A 22,439-nucleotide genomic window follows, 5' to 3' on the forward strand; every position below is an offset into this window, starting at 1 on the left:
GATTTATAATTATTTTGTGAATGCAATGTCATATAGTGAATTTACTTTAGATAAAGTTAGAAAAGCCTTTGATTTAACGATTATAGATAAAGTTAATATTTTTGCATCTATTCCAGAAATTGAATGTCCAGATGTACTAGCGGAACTATTAAAAGAAAATGTACCTTTAGCCCTTGCTAGTAATACCGAAAAATCCCGCTCTGAAATGATAATTGCGCCGATTTTAATCGCTGCGAGAAAATATTTAAACAATCAAATTAGTTTATTTTCTGGAATTGATTTTACTGTAGATAGTGAAAAGGGATTAAACGGTAATTGTGATTTTATTATTAGTCGTTCTCCAGAATTATTAATTGTTAATGCTCCCGTTGTCACAATTGTAGAAGCGAAAAAAGAAAATATTAATGCAGGTTTAGGACAATGTGTGGCGGAAATGATCGCCGCCAGAATATTTAATGAACGTGAAGGTAATAATATTCAAACAATTTATGGAACTGTCACCACTGGAACTAACTGGAAGTTTTTAAAACTTATTAATCAAGTTGTAGAAATTGACTTGAGCGAATATTATATTAATAATATCGGTAAAATTTTAGGTATTTTATCTAGTATCGTGATGGAATAGGTATTGCTTTTCCTATAGTTTCCGTTAGTGATATTAATAAATTTATCCAGCAAAGTAAAACTATGGGTGAAATTGCTTTGTTGAAATCTCTCCACCCTTGGGTAAGAGATAAGATAAAGTAAACACATTGTGAGGTTATACTGAATGAACCGGAGTAAGATCAAGTTATGTCTACCAAAGTAGTTGAAATTCTTTCATCCGAAGAACTGCGTCGTACATTAACTCGGATGGCTTCTCAAATTGTAGAAAGGACGCGAGATTTATCTCAATTGCTACTGCTAGGTATTCACACCAGAGGAGTACCATTAGCTTATTTATTAGCACGTCAAATAGAAATTCTCGAAAATGTCAGTGTTCCCGTTGGCTCTTTAGATATTACATTTTATCGTGATGATCTTGATAAAATTGGCTTGAGAACTCCTGCCAAAACAGATATTCCTTTTGATTTAACACAAAAAACAGTTCTGCTTGTAGATGATGTTATTTTCAAGGGTAGAACCATTCGTGCTGCTTTAAATGCAGTTAATGAATATGGTAGACCAGAAGTAATTCGTTTAGCTGTATTAGTAGATAGAGGTCATCGGGAGTTACCAATTCATCCAGATTTTCTTGGGAAAAAATTACCCACAGCCAAGGAAGAAATTGTCAAAGTTTATCTACAAGATGCAGATGGCAGAGATGCAGTAGAGTTAATTACCACTTAGGACTTGCTAAGGATATCAAGGAGTTTTTTGGATTTGAAAACTTTGATTTCTCAGACTGAAAATCCTTTATTTTGATAATATACTTTCGTAAGGATTCAGGTGAGGTGATAAGATCCCCGACTGCTAAGATAGATTTATCCTTTCCGAATACAATCAATCAAAGAAGTCCGGGATCTGGAAACAAGTGCTATGGCTGAATACTTACCCATAAATTATAAATTGATCACAGAAGTCCGGGATCTTATTGTCTCACCTGAATACCCCTATTTACTCCTTTTATTGGCAACAATAGGAGGTCCTGCGGTGACAACAACAATTTTATCAGGATGAAGTAATTCACGAGCAGCCTGATTAACTTGACTAAGATTAACTTGCTTTATTTTGCTGATAAAAGATCGCAATTCTATCTGATTTAAACCATAAACCTCATTCATTACCATTCTCTGGCTTAACAGTTCGGGATTAGCTAAGGAAATATTATAATTACTGATTAAATTGCGTTTAGCGGTTTCTACTTCCTGTTGTGTAACACCTTGTTGATGAACTTGTTTCAGGAGGTTGCGGGTACTGGAAATGGCTTTGTGTGCGTCTTCTGGACTAGTTTGCATTTCAATTAAAAATGTGCCGACATTTTTACCTGTGAGGAAATTACTATAAATTCCGTAGGTTAAACCCTGGCGATCGCGCACCTCTGCCCCCAGTCTACTCGATAAGGTATCTCCGCCTAAAATTTGATTTAAAATCATCGCCGCGTAAAATCGTCTATCTTGACGGTTAATTCCCGTATAACCCATATAAGTAATCGCTTGGGGTTTACCAGGGACAACCGGATTGACATTAACTACATTTTTCGGCATCCCCACACTGGGATATTTTACCGTTGGTGGTTTACCCTTAACTTGCCAATCTCCTAATTTTGCTTGCATGAGCGATCGCACTTCATTGACATCAAAATCCCCCACCAAGGCTAAAACCGTCGTATCAGGGCGATAATGTTGGGCTTTAAAAGCAATTACATCTTCACGTTTAATTTGTTGAATACTTTCCGCTGTGGGAAAAGTATGTAATGGGTGTTTTTTCGGATATACAGACTGGACAAAAATCCGGTTAGCAATCTTTTGGGGATCATCTAATTCCGAATCTAAGGAACTTAAAGCTTGTTGACGAGACAATTCCAACTCCTTGATCGGAAAGTTACTATTTCTAATTACATCCGTCAATGTTCCCAGTAAAATTGGTAAATCTACCGCTAAACTACTACCTTTAATCCTGACACCTTCCCCGTAGGCTTCAAAATCCAAATTTGCCCCTTTTGCCTCTAATTCCTCAGCAATAGTTCGCATATTTTTGGTTTCTGTCCCATTCATCAGATTGTTGGCAACTAAGGACGCTGTGCCACCTTGTTGATCTGACTCAAATTCCCTCCCCGCTTTGATATGTCCACTTAAAGTCACGGTTGGCGTAGTTTTATCTGGCAATAGTAATATACGTAAACCATTAGCCAAGATTAACTGTTGAGGTATTTCTTGTTGTCTAGTTTTTGGTAATAAGTCTACAGGTGGCAAGTATTTCTTGATATCTGCTGGAACTACAGCCACATCAGCCGCAAAATTATCTTGCGTTGTCGTGGAATAGGATGAACTTTCGATAGTTACTACTTTTTTTGTCGGTTCAAACAATCCCACTTTCCGCGCTGCTGGTTGCAGATATTTATTAATGACACTAGTAACATCCGCCACTTGAACTTGACGAATATTTGCTAAATGATCTTCTGTATATTGATAATTATCCGCCGTAATTTGATCATTACCTAACTGCATTCCTTGACTGGTAATATCACGATTATTTAAAATAACCGCCGCCGTTAATTGGTTTTTTGCTTGTTCTACTTGCTGTACTGTCACACCGATCTTAGCAAGTTTATCCAACGCCTTCATTACCACAGCATCAATTTTAGTTAAATCCTGATTACCATTTCCCGTCACTAAAATTTCATACCAACCGCCAGCACGTAAACTAGCCACATTGGCAGAAATATCATTAGCTAAACCCGACTCTACCAATTCTTGATATAAATAAGAGTTTTTACCCGCAGTTAAAATGTAATCCATCACTTCCAGGGCCGGAATATCTGGTTGCTGAATTTGCGGCAGAGGGTAAATTATTTGCAATAGGGGATTTCCCCCCGGTTCTTGTAATTTAACTGGTGGTACGGATGTGGGTGCAGGGGATGGGGTGATCAGATGATGGGGAGAATATTGGCGTTTGGGAAGTTTACCAAATATATCTTCCACTTTTTTCAAAGTTCGTGGTGTTTCAAAATCCCCAACAATTACCAAAACAGCATTATCAGGACTATAGAATTTTTGATAATATTCTCGTACTTGTTCTACTGTGAATTTTTCCACATCCGCTTTTGTGCCACCAATGGGTAATCTATAGGGATGATCAGGAAAAACCGACATCATCACAGCGCGATTAAGACGATATTCCGGGCTATTTTCATAACCCTGCAATTCAGAAATGACTACTCGCTTTTCACTGGCTAAATCTTGAGGATCTATCAGGGAGTTTTTCATTCTATCCGCTTCTAGGGTCAATAGGGCAGTGAGTTTATCCCGTTCCGCCGTATTGTAATATGCGGTTTGGTCGTAACTGGTAAAAGCATTAGAATCACTGCCTAAAGCACTAAATAACCGCCCAAATTGAATGGGACGATTCCTAGTACCTTTAAACATCAGATGTTCTAATTGATGGGCAATACCATTCACTCCTTGTACTTCTTGACCAGAGCCAAATTTATACCATACCTGTACTGTCACCACAGGCGCGTTATGTACCTCTTTGGTGAGAACCGTTAAACCATTATCTAGGACTTTTTTCCGCACATTTTCGGTTATAGTGCGATTTGATGTTTCTTTAGTAACTAGTGCTGGCTGAGATTTTTCGAGGTGGAATTTCTCAATTTGGCTTGGTAAACCTACCCCCTCTAGACTGAAAGCAGCTTTATTATTTAAGATAAAAGCAGCTATGATCCAGATACTCAAGATGACTAAAGAAAAACGCTGTCGTTGTGCGAGCGAGGAAAAAGACATATCTTTTGCGAATAGATATATGTAATTTAAATTACATATATTGATTGACTAGAAAAATAGAGCAAATGTTTCCGCACCTCATGCAAACTAAAACTGTAAGTAGAAAAGAGAAGAATTATATCTACCCAAAGGCATTAATAAGCTGTTAAATATCCCGCAGCTTAGTAATTTAATTTTCAGGCGATTTATTGAAAAACCGTATGAATTCTAGTGGTAACCCGTCAAAATCAGCGATAAATGCCACTTCTAAAAGATTATCGCCAATTTGCTGCTGTGTAGGTTCTAAAAGAATCTTCAAAGGTGGTAAACCCGCTACCGTCCCTAACCTGATTTTTAAATTTTCCAACCAAGTAGGTAAATCTGGTGTGATCTGAGTTAGATCAAAAGAAAGATGATAATAACCTACATAATGTTCATCATTAAAAGCATCTGGGGCTGGTTGAGGTTGGGGAATTTGGATGAGTTCAATTCTCCCACCTAAACCGACCATCCAGCAAGCTAGAGTATAACCGGTGGTGAAGCGATCGCCCACTGTAAACCCTAGCTGCTCATAAAAAGCGATCGCTAGATGGATATTTGCCGTCCTAATGGAAGCATGGTGCATAGAATTTCAGATTTTGGATTTTAGATTTTGGATTAATCTACAATGTGAACTACCCACACTGACCTGACGGTACAGTGTTGGCTTCCTGTCCAGCAGAAAGCACAGTAGTAGACTTCTTCCGTCCTCTATTACTGCGACTTACTTCTGGGCGACAGGCTTTATCCCCCGTTCCAGAGGTCAAACCTTCGGCTTCGCTCAGGTTAAAAACTTGTACTGAGCGCGGCCGAAGTATTCGTAGTCCCTCGTCTTTGAGGTTTATCGCTGCGTTGATATCTCTGTCATGTTTAGTCTGGCACTTTTCACAAGTCCAAAATCTTATATCTAGCGGCAAACTACCCACTTGATTGTCGAAAAACTGTCGTTAATTCACGCGCCATTCATCCCACGCTGCCCTTCGGGTCAGTCGTGGGGCTTGAAGTCGGTTAAGCTAAAACCCAAATTGGGGAACAGAGCAGAAATTTTTACCAATTACCAATTACCAATTACCAATTACCAATTACCAATTACCAATTACCAATTACCCATTACCTACTCAAACAACCGGAAATATGGGTAACGCACAGGTACACCAGGTTCTTTATCTAAATCAAAGTTAATCACTTCCCAGCAAGGTTCTGTAACGGGATCTGGACTAAACTCCACCGGCAAACCATATAACCTTGCACCCGTGCCTTCCCCTTGTCCAGCACGCCAAGGTGTACTTCGTTCTAAATAGCCACTCATCAACTCCTGATAACGCTGGGCAACAATTATCTTTGTGGCACGATAACCCTGAGTGTAAAGCTTATCTAAAGCTTCGTGAATTTCAAACCGAATCCCATCAGGATGAGTATGTTGACGATACCATTCTCCGTCCCATCTGCGCCAATGACGACCAGACTGTAAATGAACCAAATCCCCAGTTTTGGGTTCAGCTTCAAACGCGCCATGACGGGGACATAGATAGGTATCCGTCAATGTCAAAGCCGAAATATTTTGGCGACAGTGAGGACACTGTATTTCAGGGCCAAATATCGGGTACTGAAAGCCTGGATTGATCATGAAGTGCGTATAAACATAGTATTGTGTTTTCTTTGCCAGCACCAGTAGGTTTAACTTTACACTCCTGCTCCACTACTTTAGACAACTTGCTCACTGCTGCATAAAAATGAAGATAGTGCCTGAAAACAAGTTTCACAACTGCCTAACTATAGAAGGCCAACGTCGTGATATTCTGGTTTTGCAACCAGCCCTAAAGGTTGGAGTTTCTCCAGTGTTCCTGGGTATCATATTCATATTCTATCGTGTCTATCTGTTCTGACTGGAAATCTCCCCAATTTTCTCAAGCTGCTTTTGTGGCAGCTAATGCCGTAATCATTGGTTCTGTAAGCATAGCAGCCAGAGCCAGCATTTGGTATGGATCTGTGGTTAGAGGTGATGTAGAACTGATTGAAATTGGCGAATGTACAAACATTCAAGATGGAGCAATTCTACATGGTGATCCTGGCGTACCCACAATATTAGAAGATCATGTCACTGTCGGCCATCGCGCTGTGGTACATTCTGCTCATATTGAAAGTGGCAGTTTGATTGGAATTGGTGCCATTATTTTAAATGGCGTAAGAGTTGGCAAAGGCAGTATTATCGGTGCTGGTGCAGTAGTTACTAAAAATGTACCTCCCGGTTCTCTGGTCATGGGTCTTCCTGGCAAAGTAGTCCGTCAACTCTCAGATACCGAAATCACCGAACTCATCGAACACGCCGAAAAATACTATCAATTAGCCCTGCTTCATGCTGCTAATTCGTAATTCGTAATTCGTAATTGCTAATTTTACCCCTGTTCCCTGATTTTTAATCAAACTTTACATAGAAGCTTGAAAAATTCACCACTTCAGATCACAATAAAAGTTGATAACTGTTGCAAAACTTAAAATTTTTTAATTTACAGAGGGATTCTAGATATGGACATTGATAATCGTGTAGTGATTGTTTTAGCACCTTTAGCGATCGCTGCTGGTTGGGCTGCTTTTAACATCGGTGCTGCTGCTATCAGACAAGTACAAAACTTTTTGAACAAAGAAGCTTAATTTGGGTAATGGGTGATTGGTAATTGGTAAAAGCTTTATCAGTATCCCGTGTCCAATCACTATGAACATAAATTCCTTACTCCAACCTTTTCAGCATTTTGGTGTAAATTTGGGATTATCCCGGATTGTTAATTTATTGGCAACGTTGGGAAATCCCCATCACCAAGTGCCAATTGTTCATGTCGCTGGTACTAATGGTAAAGGTTCAGTTTGTGCTTACCTGTCTGCGGTACTTACTGAGGCTGGTTACAAAACTGGACGCTACACCTCCCCCCATTTAGTTGATTGGACAGAACGAATCTGTGTTAATGAACAACCAATTGAGAGTAGTAAACTGTGTGAACTAATACTGCAAGTTCAAGCGGCTATTAACCCAGACTCTGAATCACCTACCCAATTTGAAGTAATTACTGCTGCTGCTTGGTTATATTTTGCCCAGCAACAAGTTGATATTGCCGTCATTGAAGTAGGATTAGGCGGGCGTTTGGATGCTACTAACGTCTGTGAACATCCTTTATTAACAGTCATTACTTCTATTAGTCGAGAACATTGGCAACAACTTGGCCCCACAGTCGCCCATATTGCTAGGGAAAAAGCTGGAATTCTTAAACCGGGATGTCCTGCGGTGGTGGGTTCATTACCAGCAGATGCGGAAAATGTTGTAAAATCACGCATTCTGGAGTTACAATGCCCGATTTTTACCCCCCAATCATCCCGTCAAATTAGTCAAAATTGGGCAGAATACCAAAAAATCACCAGTCCAGAAACAATAAAATATCCCTTACCATTACAGGGACAAATTCAATTACATAATTCAGCTTTAGCTTTAGCAGCTTTGGAAATATTACAAAAACAAAATTGGCAAATTTCCGAGGAAGCTATTATTAAGGGTATGGGTAAAACCAAGTGGCCAGGCAGAATGCAATGGACAACTTGGAAAAGTCAAAAATTACTGATTGACGGCGCACATAACCCAGCTTCAGCTACAGTTTTACGTGATTATGTGGATAGTCTCAATAGCAAAAATATCACTTGGGTAATGGGAATGTTAGCTACTAAAGATCATAGTGATATTTTTCACGAACTTCTCAAACCAGGAGATAAATTATATTTAGTTCCAGTACCCGATAGCAATTCAGCAGATTTAGAAGAATTAGCTAAATTAGCAGTATCGATTTGTCCAGACTTGAATTTTTGTCATATCTATGCAGATGTGTTTTTAGCTTTAGATGTGGCTTTTAATGCTACAGATAATCAGGTTGTTTTATGTGGTTCCTTGTATTTAATTGGTCATTTTTTGCTTAACAGGTGACAAGGTGGCTGAATCAGGATGTCCAGGATTTAAGGATTTTCAGGATTGTTATTGTTTAATTTTCTGTTGGTATCAGAATTTAAAAATAAGAGAAAATCTCACACAAAGACGCAAAGGAAAACCAGTAATTTAAAAATTAAATCCTGTAACTAGTTAGGTGTGAGTATTACTAATTTATACTATGTTCCTATTTCGTTCTAAAGGGTTTTATACGTTTATTTACATTGGCATTTTTTATCCATAACAACCAGTATTGCCTCTCACCTTGTCCTATATTTATGCAGATTTTACGGATTTTTCCCCCAGTAAATGTATTAATTATCATCCACTAGGAAACTACATCACCCCTATGTCTAATCATCCAGCAGTTGCTACCGATATCAAGCACTTAGCAGCTATTAATAATATTGCTTTCATCAAATATGAACAGGGAGATAAAGAAACAGCGATTCAAAAATGGCAACAAGCTATAAAAATTAACAGTCAATCTGCGGAATCTCTCTTAGCTTTAGCTGTAGCTTTGTATGCTAAAGGAGAACAACAACAGGCGTATCAATTAGCGGAAACTGCATTAAAATTAAACAAAAACTTTGCCGATTTTCACGTCATGAAAAAGCATTTTTGGGGTGAAAGTATGATTACCGATGCTCAAAAAATGTTATCTACTCCTAAAATGAAAAACTTATTATCACAGTTACCTTAATATTAATTTTCGCTGTCGAGATAGTTGATCAATTGTCTCGGTTGTTTCTACATTTGTCATTAATGGCCTAAACGCTAGGGGAGAAGGAGGAAAACATAGTATAGAACGTATTAAATTTAACAATTAGCATTTTGTTGACTTTTCGTTACATACTTGTAAAGTTCCCCGCCGACTTACTTAGCTATCCCGACAGAAGCCCACACTCACCTAAAAGTGAGTGTGTGGAGTATGTCACGCATTACTAATTATTTGTTGATGATTAATGGTGGGGAGGAGGGAAGTTAGGTGGGAGGTAACTTGACTATAACGACGGGTAATAAGTAGGGAGGAACGACATTGAATAGCGAGTTGATCTGTATATCTGCCTAGTGTTTGGCGTTCAATTCCCCAAACCCGGCTAGTACCGACTATTGTTAGATCTACGGCTTCTGAAACTGCAACTACGGCTTGCATGGGTTCTGGGGAGGTGACAGTTTTGATTTGAATGCGATCGCGCACATTCGGGGGTAATTGCTCAATCATGGTGTTGAGTTCATAACTTAATTCATCTTGGACATGATTACCTGTAAATACCTGTAAAACTTGTAACATACAAGTATCTCGATTAAGTAACATTCTCAAAGCAATAATTAGAGCTAAATCGTCATGAATATTAGCGGAATAGGGAACTAATAAACTTTCTAACCGTTCGCCACCTTTATCTATAAATACCGCCACATCTACCGGTGCGGTGCTAAGAATTTGCCCAACTCTCCCCCCTAAACGATTATTACTAAAAGCTGGACGATGCCAACCTACGAGAACTAAATCTGGTTGTTCAATTTCGGCGATCTGTGCGGTTTCTCTGGCCACATTGCTAGATATGCGAATTAGAGGATGGATATAGGAACGCGTGATGGGCGGTTCTAAGGTATTAATTAATTCTTCTAGTTTTTGGCGACGTTCGGCAATGAGGCGATTAGCTTCGCTGGGGGTATTTTCAAAGCCATAGTTTTCTTCTAATTCAATTAAGCTGAGGGGATAAATAATGGCTGCTTGGCGGTTATTGATAGCGATCGCTGTTGCTAACTGCAATAAACCTTTTTGGGTACTTGGATTAGCAACTGGAACTAAAATTCGATATTGATTAATTTCTAGTTCTCGTATTTCTGGTGTGGGTTCTGGTTCTAGTTCTGGTTCTGGTTCTATTACATCTAATCTGATCAGGCGTTTAGGATATGTCCATTCCAGCAAAGGTGAAGTCATAAATGTTGTCACCAAAGCCATAATTACTAACATGGTAAACAGTAAGGGTGTAATTACACCTAATTCTAAACCAATGTTTAAAACAATTAATTCAGTTAAACCACGAGTATTCATTAACCAACCGATGGCTGAAGCTTCTCGTTTTTCAATGCCACTTATTCGCGCCGCTATATAAGCACCGCAGAATTTACCACCGATGGCTACTAATAAAATCAAGGCACACAATAGCCACAAATGGGGACGATTAAGTAAACCAATTTGTGTTTTTAAACCACTGTAAGCAAAGAAAACTGGTAGTAAAAATATGAGAACAAAATCCTCGGTTTTAGTTGCTAACTCCCTCACTAATGCTTCATCTTTTGGCATTACCGCCCCTAATAGAAACGCCCCAAAAATGAGATGAATACCGATAAATTCAGTAATTAAAGCTGAGGAAACAACCCCCATATAAATGACAGCCAAAAGGAATTGACTCAACCGCCCAGCTCGGCGATGATGACGGCTCAAACGTTTCAGAAACCAGCGCCCGACTGTAAACATGAAGCCAATATAAACAATGCTTTCAATAATGGTGATAATAGCTTGTGAATCAATTCTCCCATGACGAGCTACAGCGATCGCTACTGCTAAAATACACCAAGCTGTGACATCATCTACTGCCGCACAAGTTAAGGCTAATGTCCCTAAACGAGTTCCTTGTAAATTATTTTCAGTGATAATTCTTGCCAGTACCGGAAAGGCAGTAATTGACATTGCCGCCCCTAAAAATAAACCAAAAGCTAGAAAATTGACATGATTAGCAGATACTAAAGGATAAAGCACGAAAGACAACAAAAAGGCAGAAGCAAAAGGAACAATAATACTGAAATTGGAAATTAAAATTGCCGTTTTTAAGTTACCACTGAGATATTTGGGATTTAATTCTAAGCCAATCAGGAACATGAAAAATATTAACCCAATTTGCGATAAAACATTCAAAAAGGGCATAGTTTCTGGGGGAAATATACTAGCTGCTAAATTAGGAGCGATAAATCCGAATAATGATGGACCTAGCATAATTCCGGCGCAAATTTCGCCAATTACCAATGGTTGTTTAATCGCTTTGAATCCTAATCCTACAATCCGTGAAATGCCAATAACAATTAATACTTCAACTAAAACAAGAATAACAGTGTGCATAATTTCCTCATTAACAATAATTATCCCGGTTGACTATAGGAAACAGGAGGCTTTAGAGTTAGTATCTCCCTCAACTACATACCGCTCTCAGATGATTCTTTAAAGTATGGCAAAATGTCAACCTGATGACATAGATTTTTTCAATTTATATTTAACATATATGCTAATTATTATTACCTATAGTGTTTAACAGTCTAATAAGGTACACCCAAATTTATTCCCTGTTCCCTAAAACGAAAAAACTTTCTATTTCACTAGCATGAGAAGGTGTTTGAAAAGTTATGATTGATGTATCAAATATTTTTTACCCCACCCTAACCCTCCCCTTAGTAAGGGGAGAGCTTTATAAGGGGGGGTAACAATGTGATGAAAATTACGGGATACGACTTTTCCAACATCCTCTGAGAATTGCTATAAACAGATTCTCAATATCTAAACCAAATTTTTACTAATACAATTCTAAACAATCCAGATTTGGATTATCAAGCAATTTTTGAATTGCTTCCACCCCAGAACGCAGTAGAGATTCAACTACTTGTGTTGGTGCATTTCCACAGCGTAACCATATAACTTTAGGTGAAGAACCATACAAACGGCTTCTCTCTGCAAAATCTACATCTTGAGTAACGATACAAAAATCATTTATCTTAGCAAATTCCCAAATTTCAGTATCAGTTTTTTCTGCTAAATCATGAAGCTGAACATGACTAGAATCAAGAAAAATATCTGCTAATCGAGTTACTAATTCACGACTCAGATTTTGATCAAAAAGCAATTTCAAGCAGCACCTACCGCAGCAATTAAACGATGTTCACGGTCAGCAGCAAATTCTAGACAAGCTCTAATATCGTCTTCTGTTAATTCGGGAAAATCCTCTAATATCTCTGCATAAGACATACCAGATGCTAACCAACCTAAAATATCATAAACTGTGATTCTCATCCGGCGAATACAAGGTTTACCACCCCGCTTATCTGGCTCAATGGTAATAATATCTTGATAGCTCATATTATTTCACCTCTCTAACTTTATAGTATTTTAACATCTTTATTGACCTTGTTCAATTAACCAGCGAGCAACAGCCACACCTGTATTTTCATCTACCAAAAATCGCATCTAGGCAATCTCCGCAATCAAAGGCATGAAAAACGAGTTTCACTACCACCCGATTTCTCACCCGCAACTAATAATATTGCATTCCGTCTGGGGTCAAATGCAAACGCGACACGCCAAACACTATCTATCCAACTCATTAATTATACACTCGACGACATAACTGGTAATTGTGAGACGCTGCAAACCTGAGTCAGTATTTAATTGTGACACAATTTCAGGTTATTTATACCTAAATTTAACTCAATTTAACTCAATTAGGACTTACGCACTGTACAAATTCACCATGATGTGCATGAACGAAAATCCGTCGTTTCAGGCTTTTGGCGATTAACTTCCGATCAATAGCGAACTGCTTGCAGCAGCGCTTCGCTATCGCCCAAAAATAATTAAAAAATCACGTTAAAATTCCCGAAACCCATACCTCATATTTGGTTGATCCCGTCAATGCGTAAGTCCTAATTACTTTTTTTGACTTTTTCCCCCAGAGCTTCTGTCAATGACCTCCAAAGCTTGGGTGCAATATCTTGACTAATATAACTTGTTGCATATTGGTTATTAGCCGCGATTTGATTATACTCATTTCGTTGCCAAGCTCCTTTAAGTACAATTATTTCCACATCAGTTAAGCCGCGATTGAACTTTGCTAAAACGGCGTGGTTAGCGATTTTAACTGCCTCATCTAAATTAAAAGCCATAATGAAGTAGCGTTGACTTGTGTAAATATTGATATTTTTTAAGTAATCAAAGGCTACATTAATTCTAAATTATTACATAATATGCTAAATGTATAAATTTACCTGAATTTTGATTATCCTGAATCTAACTCAATTCTTAATTGATAAAACACAATATGCTCTAAATGTAACATATTTAGAGGGTCTACAGTTATTGTAGAGATAATTTATGGTAGGGATAATTTATGAACAGGACTTACGCAAAATATCTCTCAAACCCTCTTTTCTTCGTTCTCTTCGTTCCTTCGTGGTTCATTATTCCGTGACTTGTGCGTAAGTCCTAATGAATTATCCTTACAATGTTAATTATACACATCTAATTATTAATAAATGTCCAATTAATGCTACAATAAAAAAAACTACTTGATGCCATATCAATATGATCATTGCACAAGACATAGAAGAAACAAAAGACATCTCCCTAGATGTCATATTTCCCCCCAGTGATTTATATAGCGATGAACCACCCGTGGAAACAGAACTGCATCTCAGACAAATTATCTTACTCTTACAATGTTTAGAATGGTTATGGAAAGATAGAACAGATTTTTATGCTGCGGGAAATTTAACTGTTTATTATAGTCCTAACCAGAAAAAAAATGAAGATTTAAGAGGACCCGATTTTTTTGTGGTTTTAGGAACAGAACGCAAAACCCGTAAAAGTTGGGTAGTGTGGGATGAAGATGGTAAATATCCCAATGTAATTATAGAAATTCTTTCACCAACTACCGCAAACACTTATAGAGTAACTAAGAAAGAACTTTATCAAAACACCTTTAGAACCCCTGATTATTTCTGGTTTGATCCTTATACATTAGAATTTGCAGGTTTTTATTTAACAAATGGTCAATATCAATCTTTAGAACCTAATGAAAAAGGATATTTATGGAGTGAACAATTAGGTTTATATTTAGGAGTACATGATGGTTTATTAAGGTATTTTACTTCTCAAGGTGAATTAGTTCTAACACCGGAAGAGACGGCAGAACGTTTAGCGGCGAAATTGAGAGAATTAAATATTGATCCTGATAAAATCTAGGATGTAATATTTAACAAATATCCTGGTAAACATTACAGATTACTGGTACAGCACGGCGTAAATAAAACAACCATTCTCAATCACTAAAAAGCTTACGCCATATTATTTTTGACTTTTGACTTTTGACTTGCGGTACTAGAGGGTGCGTCAGATATCAAAAATCCGTTTATTTGGACTGTTTATGCATTCTGACGCACCCTACAAGAGATTTTTAGTGTAACACTTGCGTAAGTCCTAAGTATAAGGGAAGGGACGTTACTCCTTTATCCAGGAAAAAGTCAAAAACTTGTAAATATGGCGTTAAATTTTGTTAAGATTATATACGGCGTTAGCTTTGCCCCTCTGTCCCCTACTCACGAGACGCTTCATGCTGCGATTAGAACATATCAGTAAAATTTATCCTACAGGCGAAGTTCTTAAAGATATCAACTGGGAGGTCAAACCAGGTGATCGAATTGGTTTAGTTGGTGTTAACGGTGCAGGAAAATCTACCCAGTTAAAAATTATCTCTGGGGAAATTGAACCCACTGCGGGGGAAATTATTCGTCCCTCAAGTTTACACATAGCTTATCTTAACCAAGAATTTGAGGTTGACCCTACCCGCACAGTCCGAGAAGAATTTTGGACTGTATTTAAAGAAGCTAACGAAGTACAGATGGCTTTATCTCGTATCCCCCATGAGATGGAAAAGGCTAATCCAGAAGAATTAGATGAACTTATACATCAATTAGATAGGTTGCAGCGTCAGTTTGAAGCTTTAGACGGATATGGTTTAGATGCTCGCATCGGTAAGATATTACCAGAGATGGGATTTCAACTAGAAGATGGCGATCGCCTAGTTAGCGCCTTCTCCGGTGGTTGGCAAATGCGGATGAGTTTAGGGAAAATTCTCCTGCAAAAACCCGACTTATTGCTACTGGATGAACCGACAAACCACTTAGATTTAGAAACCATTGAATGGTTAGAAAATTACCTCAGAGGTTTAACTACCCCTATGGTGATAGTCTCCCATGACCGGGAATTTCTAGATCGTCTTTGTAATCAAATCGTCGAAACAGAACGGGGAGTTTCTACCTCTTACCTCGGCAATTATTCATCCTATCTCCAACAAAAAGCCGAAAATCAATCAGCACAACTCAATGCCTACGAACGCCAACAAAAGGAACTAGAAAAACAACAGGCATTTGTAGATAAATTCCGTGCTAGTGCCACCAGAAGTACCCAGGCAAAAAGTAGAGAAAAACTACTAGATAAAATTGAACGGATCGAAGCACCAGTAGGTGGAGTCAGAACCCTACATTTCCGTTTTCCCGATGCTACTCGTAGCGGTAGAGAAGTAGTAGAAATTAAGGATTTAACCCATATTTATGGAGATAAAATTCTGTTTTTATCTGCCAATCTCTTAGTCGAAAGAGGCGACAGAATTGCTTTCTTGGGTCCTAACGGTGCGGGTAAATCTACACTGTTAAAAATTATCATGGGTGTTGAACCACCCACAGAAGGAATCGTCAAATTAGGAGATCATAACGTTATTCCTGGTTACTTCGAGCAAAACCAAGCCGAAGCCCTAGATTTAAACAAAACTGTCATGGAAACCATTCATGATGAAGTTCCCGACTGGACAAACGAAGAAGTTCGTACATTGTTGGGAAGATTCTTATTTACTGGTGATATGGTATTTAAAAAAGTTGGGGCATTAAGTGGGGGTGAAAAAGCTCGGTTAGCCTTGGCGAAAATGCTATTACTGCCAGCAAATCTAATCATCCTAGATGAGCCTACAAATCACCTAGATATTCCGGCCAAGGAAATGATGGAAGAGGCTTTACAAAATTATGATGGTACAGCCATTGTAGTTTCCCATGACCGTTATTTTATCTCCCAAGTAGCTAACAAAATCGTTGAAATTCGTGATGGTGAATTCCGCGTTTATTTAGGAGATTATCACTACTACTTGGATAAAATAGCCGAAGAGAAAGAACAAGCAAGATTAGCAGCAATAGAGGCTGAAAAAAACGCGAAAAAAGCCGCAAAAGCCGCCAAGGCTGGCGCAAAACGCAAATAATTCAGTAAATAGAATCACTTCAAGAGGCGGGTAAATCCTGCCTTTTCCTTGTATTTATCCCAATTCATAAAAACCATGATAAGTAGTGAGACAGAATTAATTACACAATATCATGGCGAATGGAACGAAGATTCTGCAAGTTAAAAATGGTAAAATACAAGGAAATCTTTCATCGGCAGATATTGAAGCATTTCAAATATTTGCACAAAGATTAGAAGAAATCGGCCAATGCTTTTATCCATCAAGACAAAACTCAAGTTAAACAAAAGCCAAGATTAAACTAGCTAGACATCGTGCAAAAATAGAAATCCACAACTTTATAACCTAACCTCAACCACAAAATGTTAAATCTAGTAACGTTGAATAGTGGAAAAACAACGTGAAAGCACAAGTATTTAGAGGCGTAAATCGCCTATCCTACGAAGAAGTACCAGTTCCCACCCTAGAAGCAGATGAAGTTTTGGTACAGGTGCGGGTTGTAGGTTTGTGTCAGTCAGATATTAAAAAGATTCGTTATCCTTTGTATGAACCGCCACGGATATTTGGTCATGAAACGGCGGGAACTATTGCTGCTGTCGGTTCACAGGTGCAAGGATGGCAAGTAGGACAACGGGTAGCGGTGATGCACCATATCCCATGTATGCGTTGCGCTTACTGCTTGAATGATAATTTCTCGATGTGTGATGTTTATAAAAATATCTCCACTACCGCGGGTTTTAACGCCAGTGGTGGCGGTTTTGCGGAGTATGTGAAAGTTCCAGGCCACATTGTCCAAAATGGGGGTTTAATTCCTATCCCTGATGATATCAGTTTTGAAGAGGCGAGTTTTGTTGAACCCACTAATTGCTGTTTAAAGGCAGTAAAAAAAGCCCAAATTGCACCGGGACAAACTGTATTAGTAACTGGTGCAGGGCCAATTGGGTTAATGTTTATGATGTTGGTGAAGTCTTTTGGGGCGAAAGCGATCGCTACTGACCTTTTACCATCTAGAATTGAAAAAGCTCTAGAAGTAGGAGCAGAAGCAGCTTTTGATGCTCGTGATCCTGAGTTACCTACCAAAATTCAAGCTTTAACTGGGGGAATGGGTGTAGATGTCACCTTGTTAGCTGTTCCCAGTGATAAAGCATTTTTTCAAGCTTTAGACTGTACCCGCAAAGGTGGAAAAATCCTCTTCTTTGCAGAGTTCCCAGACGAGTTGACAATTCCCATTAACCCCAATATTCTCTACCGTCGGGAAATAGACCTCATGGGTAGTTATAGCTCATCCTACCGTTTACAAAGCTTATCTGCGGACATTGTATTTAATCGCCGCATTGATGTGAAAGCCTTAATTAGCGATCGCTATCCTTTACAGGATTTATCACAAGCCGTAGACCAAGCGATCGCCCCCACGGCGGAAACTTACAAAATTTTAATTTATCCGTAATGGAGCAGGGGAGAGGGGGAAAGAATTTATTAAGTTTTATATCATTTCTTGATTTTGTAGTTTAAGCTACAGATTTTTGTGTTCTTATCTAAGATACAAGCAGCATAGAAAAAATGTAATCATATCAATTCTATAGATTTAAGATTTTGTAGTTTACACTACAGATTTTTGTGTTAATATCAAATCACAGGAAGTAGGGAATTATTTCTTAGTCAATAAATACAGGAGGGTAGTATCATGTCTATTCAAGAAAAAGCTCGTCAATCTATGGTTCGTCAACATCAACAAGCTAAGAACCGTCAACAATCCATGTTGATGCGGGCTGCACAAGAACTTGGTTTGCATGAAGAAATATCTCACTACTGGAATCCCATTCAAGGTAAGATGGATGCCGCAACTCAAACGCTTTATGGACGTAGCCAAGCGACTATGAGTTAAGTGAAAAAGAAAGCCACCCCAGAGGGTGGCTAAAAAAAACTTACTAGTTTTATTACTTTTTAGACATCTATTGAGAATTAGATATGCCTTATCAAATTGTAGAGACTTTCCCTGGAACGTCTCTACAATCTTCACCATCAGATGTCTATTGCAATTAGCAATCGTAATATAAGAAGAATTCGTAAGGATGTGGACGCAACTGCATTTGCTTAACTTCGTTAGCAACCTTGTAGTCAATCCAATTTTGGATAAAGTCTTCAGAGAAAACACCACTTTCAGTTAAGAATGCGTGATCATTTTCTAAGGCTTCCAAAGCTAATTCTAAAGAACCAGGAGTAGAAGGAATCTTAGACAATTCTTCTGGAGAGAGTTCATAGATATTTTTATCTAAGGGTTCACCAGGATGAATTTTGTTTTTGATACCATCAATACCCGCGCAAAGCATAGCAGCAAAAGCTAAGTAAGGATTAGAAGTAGCGTCTGGACAACGGAATTCTAGCCGCTTGGCTTTGGGGTTGCCTCCAGAAAGAGGAATCCGCACAGAAGCAGAGCGATTACCTTGGGAGTAAGCCAAGTTTACAGGTGCTTCATAACCAGGTACGAGGCGTTTGTAAGAGTTGGTGGTGGGGTTGGTGATTGCCAACAACGCTGGAGCGTGTTTGAGAATACCACCAATGTAGTAAAGTCCCATTTCACTCATGCCAGCGTACTTGTCACCTGCAAATAGAGGCTGACCATCTTTCCAAATAGATTGGTGACAGTGCATACCCGAACCGTTATCGCCAAAAATGGGTTTTGGCATAAAGGTGACGGTTTTGCCATATCTTCTAGCAACGTTTTTGATGACATATTTGTAAGTCATCAACCAGTCAGCAGCTTCGATTAATTTACCAAATCTAAACCCAAGTTCGCACTGACCACCGGTAGCAACTTCATGGTGTTGTTTTTCGATGGGTACGCCACAATCTTTCATGATTAGCAGCATTTCGGTCCGCATATCTTGAAAGCTATCGGTTGGTGGAACTGGGAAGTAACCTTCCTTAACGCGGGTTTTATAACCCAGGTTGGGACCTTCTTCTCTACCAGTATTCCAACGACCTTCTACAGAATCTACGTAGTAGTAACCAGAGTTGGTGGTTTGGTCATAACGAACATCATCAAAGACGAAAAATTCAGCTTCAGGACCAAAGAAAGCGGTGTCACCAAGTCCGGTGGCAGCAAGATAATCTATGGCTTTTTGGGCAATAACGCGGGGACAACGGTTATACCATTGGCCTGTGCGTGGTTCTTTAATACTACAAATGATACTTAGGGTTGGCTCTTTCATGAATGGGTCAATCCAAGCAGTATTGGGATCGAGTACCATTGTCATGTCAGATTCTTCGATACCTTTCCAACCCCGAATACTAGAACCATCGAAAGGTACGCCATCAGTGAATGAACTTTCATCAATCTGGTCTTGGTACATGGTCAAATGTTGCCAAGTTCCCAATGTATCAATGAATTTCAGATCAATCATCTGAATTTTTTCGTCTTGAATCTTCTTCAAGATTTCTTTTGAGGTCGTCATTTTTACTTTACTCCTGATGTAGCCAATTACCCAGTATAAACCTAAAGTCTGCTCAACCTCAAGTCATTATCCTAATCCAGGTTGTCACACACTACCTGTAATATCCTAAATAGTTAACTTGATATAAGTTTGTCATGTTTGTTACAGATTGCCTGAATTACAGGTTATGTTAACCTTTCTTTCTTAATCTGGCTCAAACTAGAAAATTCATGCTTAGGGGTCAACTTTGGCATAAAATCCTTAGATAGCAGATGGATAGTTTTGTGCCAGTAACTATTTTATGTGAGTTGGCACGGAATTTTGTGGGTGCTTTAGTAGCAACCAAATTAAGATCAAACCATAGATAGCTAAATGATTAGGAGAAACAAGAATGCGTGATGCAGTTGCAACTTTAATTAAGAATTATGACGTAACCGGACGTTATTTTGACCGGAATGCTATTGATAGCCTCAAATCTTATTTTGATAGCGGTACTGCTAGAGTCCAAGCGGCCGCAGCAATTAATTCCAATGCTGCTGCAATTGTTAAACAAGCTGGTGCAAAGTTATTTGAAGAACTACCAGAATTAATTCGTCCTGGTGGTAATGCTTATACAACTCGGCGCTTTGCTGCTTGTTTACGGGATATGGATTATTACTTGCGCTATGCTACCTATGCGTTAGTTGCGGGTAATATGAATGTGCTTGATGAGCGTGTATTACAAGGACTGCGGGAAACTTACAATTCTTTAGGTGTACCCATTGGTTCAACTGTGCAAGGTGTCCAAATTATGAAGGGTATTGTTAAGGAACAGGTAGCGGCGGCTGGTATTGCTGATACTGCTTTTGTTGATGAGCCTTTTGATCATATCACTCGTGAGTTGAGTGAGATTGATGTTTAATATCTAAAATTTTGGCGATTTTGACACTCCCCGTGTCTTTAGACCGGGGAGTGTCAAGAGATAATACAAGTAAAGAATCTGGACAGAAGATGGTATAAAAATTGTAGGTACAACGCCTACAGGAAGAGCTACTAGCGATCGCTTTGACTTCAATGATGAAAGACGTCATGAGCCTTATATTCAAGTTGCTCGGCTTTTTTGGGTAGAAGCGGGTTGGCATCCACCACTATCAGATCCTTGTCAAGAATAAAAATCAATTTCCTTGGATGTTGACTCTGACAGAACAGGAAAGAAGACAAAAGGAAAGATTGATAGAACAGTTAAGAAAGCTGAGGGTAGAACCTGATATTTAATTTGTCAGAATCAGGATGTCCAGGATTTAAGGATGTTCAGGATGTTGTTTGAAAGTATCATGTTTTGATTTTTGATTGTCCATCTTTATCTGTGTTTATCTGCGTTTATCTGCGTTCAATTATTCTTGATATTACTGTTAGATTACTAATTTTTTTAAACGAACCACTCCAGACACAGAGGACACAGAGAAAAAATATCGGTTATCTTTGTGTGGGAAGGCAATAATTTTCTCGTTCATCTAATTAATTATCTCAGAATTGGAGAAGCTTTCATTAGAAAATAAAATCCTGTAAATCCTCAAATCCTGGATATCCTGATTCAGACAATTTGATAATTTAATTTTATAACCCTATGAGTTTTGACAACGTTTGTAAACTACTAGCAGAAAAATATCCCTTTGATTTTGCTACATGGTTACTTCCCCAAGAACCAAAAACAATCAAAGTCTTAAAAACCGAATTGAGTATAGAACCAATTCGCGCTGATTTTGTCACCTTCTTACAAACAGAAAACCGGATTTTACATATTGAATTTCAAACCAAACCACAATCTAAACCTCCCATTCCGTTTAGAGAGTTAGATTATTCAGTGAGATTAATCCGTACATATCAAGTTCCCGTTACTCAAGTAGTGATTTTCTTACAAGAAACAGATGATCCAATTGTTTTTACTGAAGAATATGTTAACGAAACAACCAGACACCGTTACCGTGTCATCAGAATGTGGGAAGAAGAACCAGAATTATTTTTAAATAATCTGCCATTATTACCATTAGCACCATTAACCCGGACAAATTCACCCCAAGGTTTATTATCCCAGATTGCCAATAATCTTGCTAAAATTGCAGATAGGGAGACTAAACAGGATATTGCAGCTTACACAGAGATTTTAGCCGGTTTACGGTTTGAGAAAGATTTTATTCGTCAATTATTGAGTGAGGATATTATGCAAGAATCAGTAATTTATCAGGATATTTTCCAAAAGGGAGAACAAAAAGGAGAACAAAAAGGAGAACAAAAAGGAGAACAAAAAGAGGCAGTTAAATTTTGTCTAATGTTACTAAATCAAAGATTTGGAGAAATTGATTCTGAAATACTTGAAAGAGTGAAAATCCTACCTGTTGAACAGCTAGAAAATTTAGGTGCAGCGTTGTTTAATATTTCTGAAGTTGCTGATTTAATAACTTGGTTAAATCAACAAGATCATCAATAATAGTTTGTGTAGGTTGGGTTAAGCAATAGCACAACCCAACAAATGCTTGAAAATGTTGGGTTTCCTAACGTCAAC

22 protein-coding genes and 2 pseudogenes are annotated in these 22,439 nt (G+C 38.4%); 14 read left to right on the forward strand and 10 right to left on the reverse strand.

The window, feature by feature from the left end; translation table 11 throughout:
• Positions 1-25 precede the first annotated feature (25 nt).
• From CUN59_RS04605 to pyrR, 3 genes and pseudogenes are all read left to right on the forward strand, one after another.
• Positions 26-625, forward strand: coding sequence for a hypothetical protein (locus CUN59_RS04605; protein WP_104386731.1), 600 nt, complete (start codon positions 26-28; stop codon positions 623-625).
• Between the two features lie 2 nt (positions 626-627).
• A pseudogene (locus CUN59_RS21895) lies at positions 628-747 on the forward strand (Uma2 family endonuclease); the annotation flags it as partial.
• 45 nt (positions 748-792) lie between these two features.
• Positions 793-1,329 carry a bifunctional pyr operon transcriptional regulator/uracil phosphoribosyltransferase PyrR gene (gene pyrR / locus CUN59_RS04610; protein ID WP_104386732.1) on the forward strand — a complete coding sequence of 179 codons (537 nt, stop codon included), beginning with the start codon at positions 793-795 and terminating at the stop codon, positions 1,327-1,329.
• A gap of 263 nt (positions 1,330-1,592) precedes the next feature.
• Here the strand turns inward: pyrR and CUN59_RS04615 are convergent, their stop codons facing one another.
• From CUN59_RS04615 to CUN59_RS04630, 4 genes are all read right to left on the reverse strand, one after another.
• Entirely contained in the window at positions 1,593-4,424 is a 2,832-nt protein-coding gene (locus CUN59_RS04615) for a M16 family metallopeptidase (RefSeq protein WP_104386733.1), read from the reverse strand.
• Positions 4,425-4,593: 169 nt separating this feature from the next.
• Positions 4,594-5,028 carry a VOC family protein gene (locus tag CUN59_RS04620; RefSeq protein WP_104386734.1) on the reverse strand — a complete coding sequence of 145 codons (435 nt, stop codon included), beginning with the start codon at positions 5,026-5,028 and terminating at the stop codon, positions 4,594-4,596.
• A 49-nt stretch (positions 5,029-5,077) separates the two neighbouring features.
• Entirely contained in the window at positions 5,078-5,359 is a 282-nt protein-coding gene (locus CUN59_RS04625) for a zinc ribbon domain-containing protein (RefSeq protein WP_243406873.1), read from the reverse strand.
• A 197-nt stretch (positions 5,360-5,556) separates the two neighbouring features.
• Positions 5,557-6,069 carry a TIGR02652 family protein gene (locus tag CUN59_RS04630; RefSeq protein WP_104386735.1) on the reverse strand — a complete coding sequence of 171 codons (513 nt, stop codon included), beginning with the start codon at positions 6,067-6,069 and terminating at the stop codon, positions 5,557-5,559.
• Between the two features lie 242 nt (positions 6,070-6,311).
• On the opposite strand from CUN59_RS04630, the gene CUN59_RS04635 reads away from it, so the two are divergent.
• The 4 genes from CUN59_RS04635 (at position 6,312) to CUN59_RS04650 (ending at position 9,109) form a co-directional block, all read left to right on the forward strand.
• Positions 6,312-6,815 (forward strand): gamma carbonic anhydrase family protein, encoded by a 504-nt coding sequence (locus CUN59_RS04635; RefSeq protein WP_104386736.1) that lies wholly within the window; start codon positions 6,312-6,314, stop codon positions 6,813-6,815.
• A gap of 153 nt (positions 6,816-6,968) precedes the next feature.
• The gene (locus CUN59_RS04640; protein WP_104386737.1) at positions 6,969-7,094 is read left to right on the forward strand and encodes a photosystem II protein Y; all 126 of its coding nucleotides are present in this window, start codon (positions 6,969-6,971) and stop codon (positions 7,092-7,094) included.
• 61 nt (positions 7,095-7,155) lie between these two features.
• Positions 7,156-8,406 (forward strand): bifunctional folylpolyglutamate synthase/dihydrofolate synthase, encoded by a 1,251-nt coding sequence (locus tag CUN59_RS04645; RefSeq protein ID WP_104386738.1) that lies wholly within the window; start codon positions 7,156-7,158, stop codon positions 8,404-8,406.
• 349 nt (positions 8,407-8,755) lie between these two features.
• Positions 8,756-9,109 (forward strand): tetratricopeptide repeat protein, encoded by a 354-nt coding sequence (locus CUN59_RS04650; protein WP_104386739.1) that lies wholly within the window; start codon positions 8,756-8,758, stop codon positions 9,107-9,109.
• A 231-nt stretch (positions 9,110-9,340) separates the two neighbouring features.
• Here the strand turns inward: CUN59_RS04650 and CUN59_RS04655 are convergent, their stop codons facing one another.
• From CUN59_RS04655 to CUN59_RS04670, 5 genes and pseudogenes are all read right to left on the reverse strand, one after another.
• Complete coding sequence (locus CUN59_RS04655) at positions 9,341-11,533, reverse strand: cation:proton antiporter (RefSeq protein ID WP_104386740.1); 2,193 nt, start codon at positions 11,531-11,533, stop codon at positions 9,341-9,343.
• Positions 11,534-11,981: 448 nt separating this feature from the next.
• A complete protein-coding gene (locus CUN59_RS04660) occupies positions 11,982-12,314 on the reverse strand; it encodes a DUF5615 family PIN-like protein (protein WP_104386741.1) in 333 nt (110 codons plus the stop codon).
• A complete protein-coding gene (locus tag CUN59_RS04665) occupies positions 12,311-12,541 on the reverse strand; it encodes a DUF433 domain-containing protein (protein ID WP_104386742.1) in 231 nt (76 codons plus the stop codon). The genes CUN59_RS04660 and CUN59_RS04665 overlap by 4 nt, the downstream gene beginning before the upstream one ends.
• 125 nt (positions 12,542-12,666) lie before the next feature.
• Positions 12,667-12,768, reverse strand: a pseudogene (locus CUN59_RS22600) (type II toxin-antitoxin system RelE/ParE family toxin); the annotation flags it as partial.
• Positions 12,769-13,104: 336 nt separating this feature from the next.
• Positions 13,105-13,344 carry a helix-turn-helix domain-containing protein gene (locus CUN59_RS04670; protein WP_306460499.1) on the reverse strand — a complete coding sequence of 80 codons (240 nt, stop codon included), beginning with the start codon at positions 13,342-13,344 and terminating at the stop codon, positions 13,105-13,107.
• 418 nt (positions 13,345-13,762) lie between these two features.
• Between CUN59_RS04670 and CUN59_RS04675 the strand changes: the two genes are divergently transcribed.
• The 5 genes from CUN59_RS04675 (at position 13,763) to gifA (ending at position 18,348) form a co-directional block, all read left to right on the forward strand.
• Positions 13,763-14,422: a Uma2 family endonuclease gene (locus CUN59_RS04675; protein ID WP_104386743.1), complete on the forward strand. Its 660-nt coding sequence runs from the start codon at positions 13,763-13,765 to the stop codon at positions 14,420-14,422.
• Positions 14,423-14,789: 367 nt separating this feature from the next.
• A complete protein-coding gene (locus tag CUN59_RS04680; protein ID WP_104386744.1) occupies positions 14,790-16,484 on the forward strand; it encodes an ABC-F family ATP-binding cassette domain-containing protein in 1,695 nt (564 codons plus the stop codon).
• A gap of 112 nt (positions 16,485-16,596) precedes the next feature.
• Positions 16,597-16,746, forward strand: coding sequence for a hypothetical protein (locus tag CUN59_RS21320; protein WP_165790154.1), 150 nt, complete (start codon positions 16,597-16,599; stop codon positions 16,744-16,746).
• A gap of 117 nt (positions 16,747-16,863) precedes the next feature.
• Positions 16,864-17,910, forward strand: coding sequence for a zinc-dependent dehydrogenase (locus tag CUN59_RS04685; protein ID WP_104386745.1), 1,047 nt, complete (start codon positions 16,864-16,866; stop codon positions 17,908-17,910).
• Between the two features lie 237 nt (positions 17,911-18,147).
• Positions 18,148-18,348 (forward strand): glutamine synthetase inactivation factor IF7A, encoded by a 201-nt coding sequence (gifA, locus tag CUN59_RS04690; protein WP_104386746.1) that lies wholly within the window; start codon positions 18,148-18,150, stop codon positions 18,346-18,348.
• A 154-nt stretch (positions 18,349-18,502) separates the two neighbouring features.
• On the opposite strand, the gene glnA is transcribed toward gifA, so the two are convergent.
• A complete protein-coding gene (gene glnA / locus CUN59_RS04695; protein WP_104386747.1) occupies positions 18,503-19,918 on the reverse strand; it encodes a type I glutamate--ammonia ligase in 1,416 nt (471 codons plus the stop codon).
• Between the two features lie 370 nt (positions 19,919-20,288).
• Between glnA and apcB the strand changes: the two genes are divergently transcribed.
• Positions 20,289-20,798, forward strand: a complete 510-nt coding sequence (gene apcB, locus CUN59_RS04700; protein WP_104386748.1) for an allophycocyanin subunit beta — start codon at positions 20,289-20,291, stop codon at positions 20,796-20,798.
• Between the two features lie 705 nt (positions 20,799-21,503).
• A complete protein-coding gene (locus tag CUN59_RS04710) occupies positions 21,504-22,364 on the forward strand; it encodes a DUF4351 domain-containing protein (protein WP_104386749.1) in 861 nt (286 codons plus the stop codon).
• Positions 22,365-22,439: the final 75 nt, after the last annotated feature.

Origin of the sequence: Cuspidothrix issatschenkoi CHARLIE-1, assembly GCF_002934005.1 — a bacterium.
In the GTDB taxonomy this organism is placed as follows: Bacteria; Cyanobacteriota; Cyanobacteriia; order Cyanobacteriales; family Nostocaceae; genus Cuspidothrix; species Cuspidothrix issatschenkoi.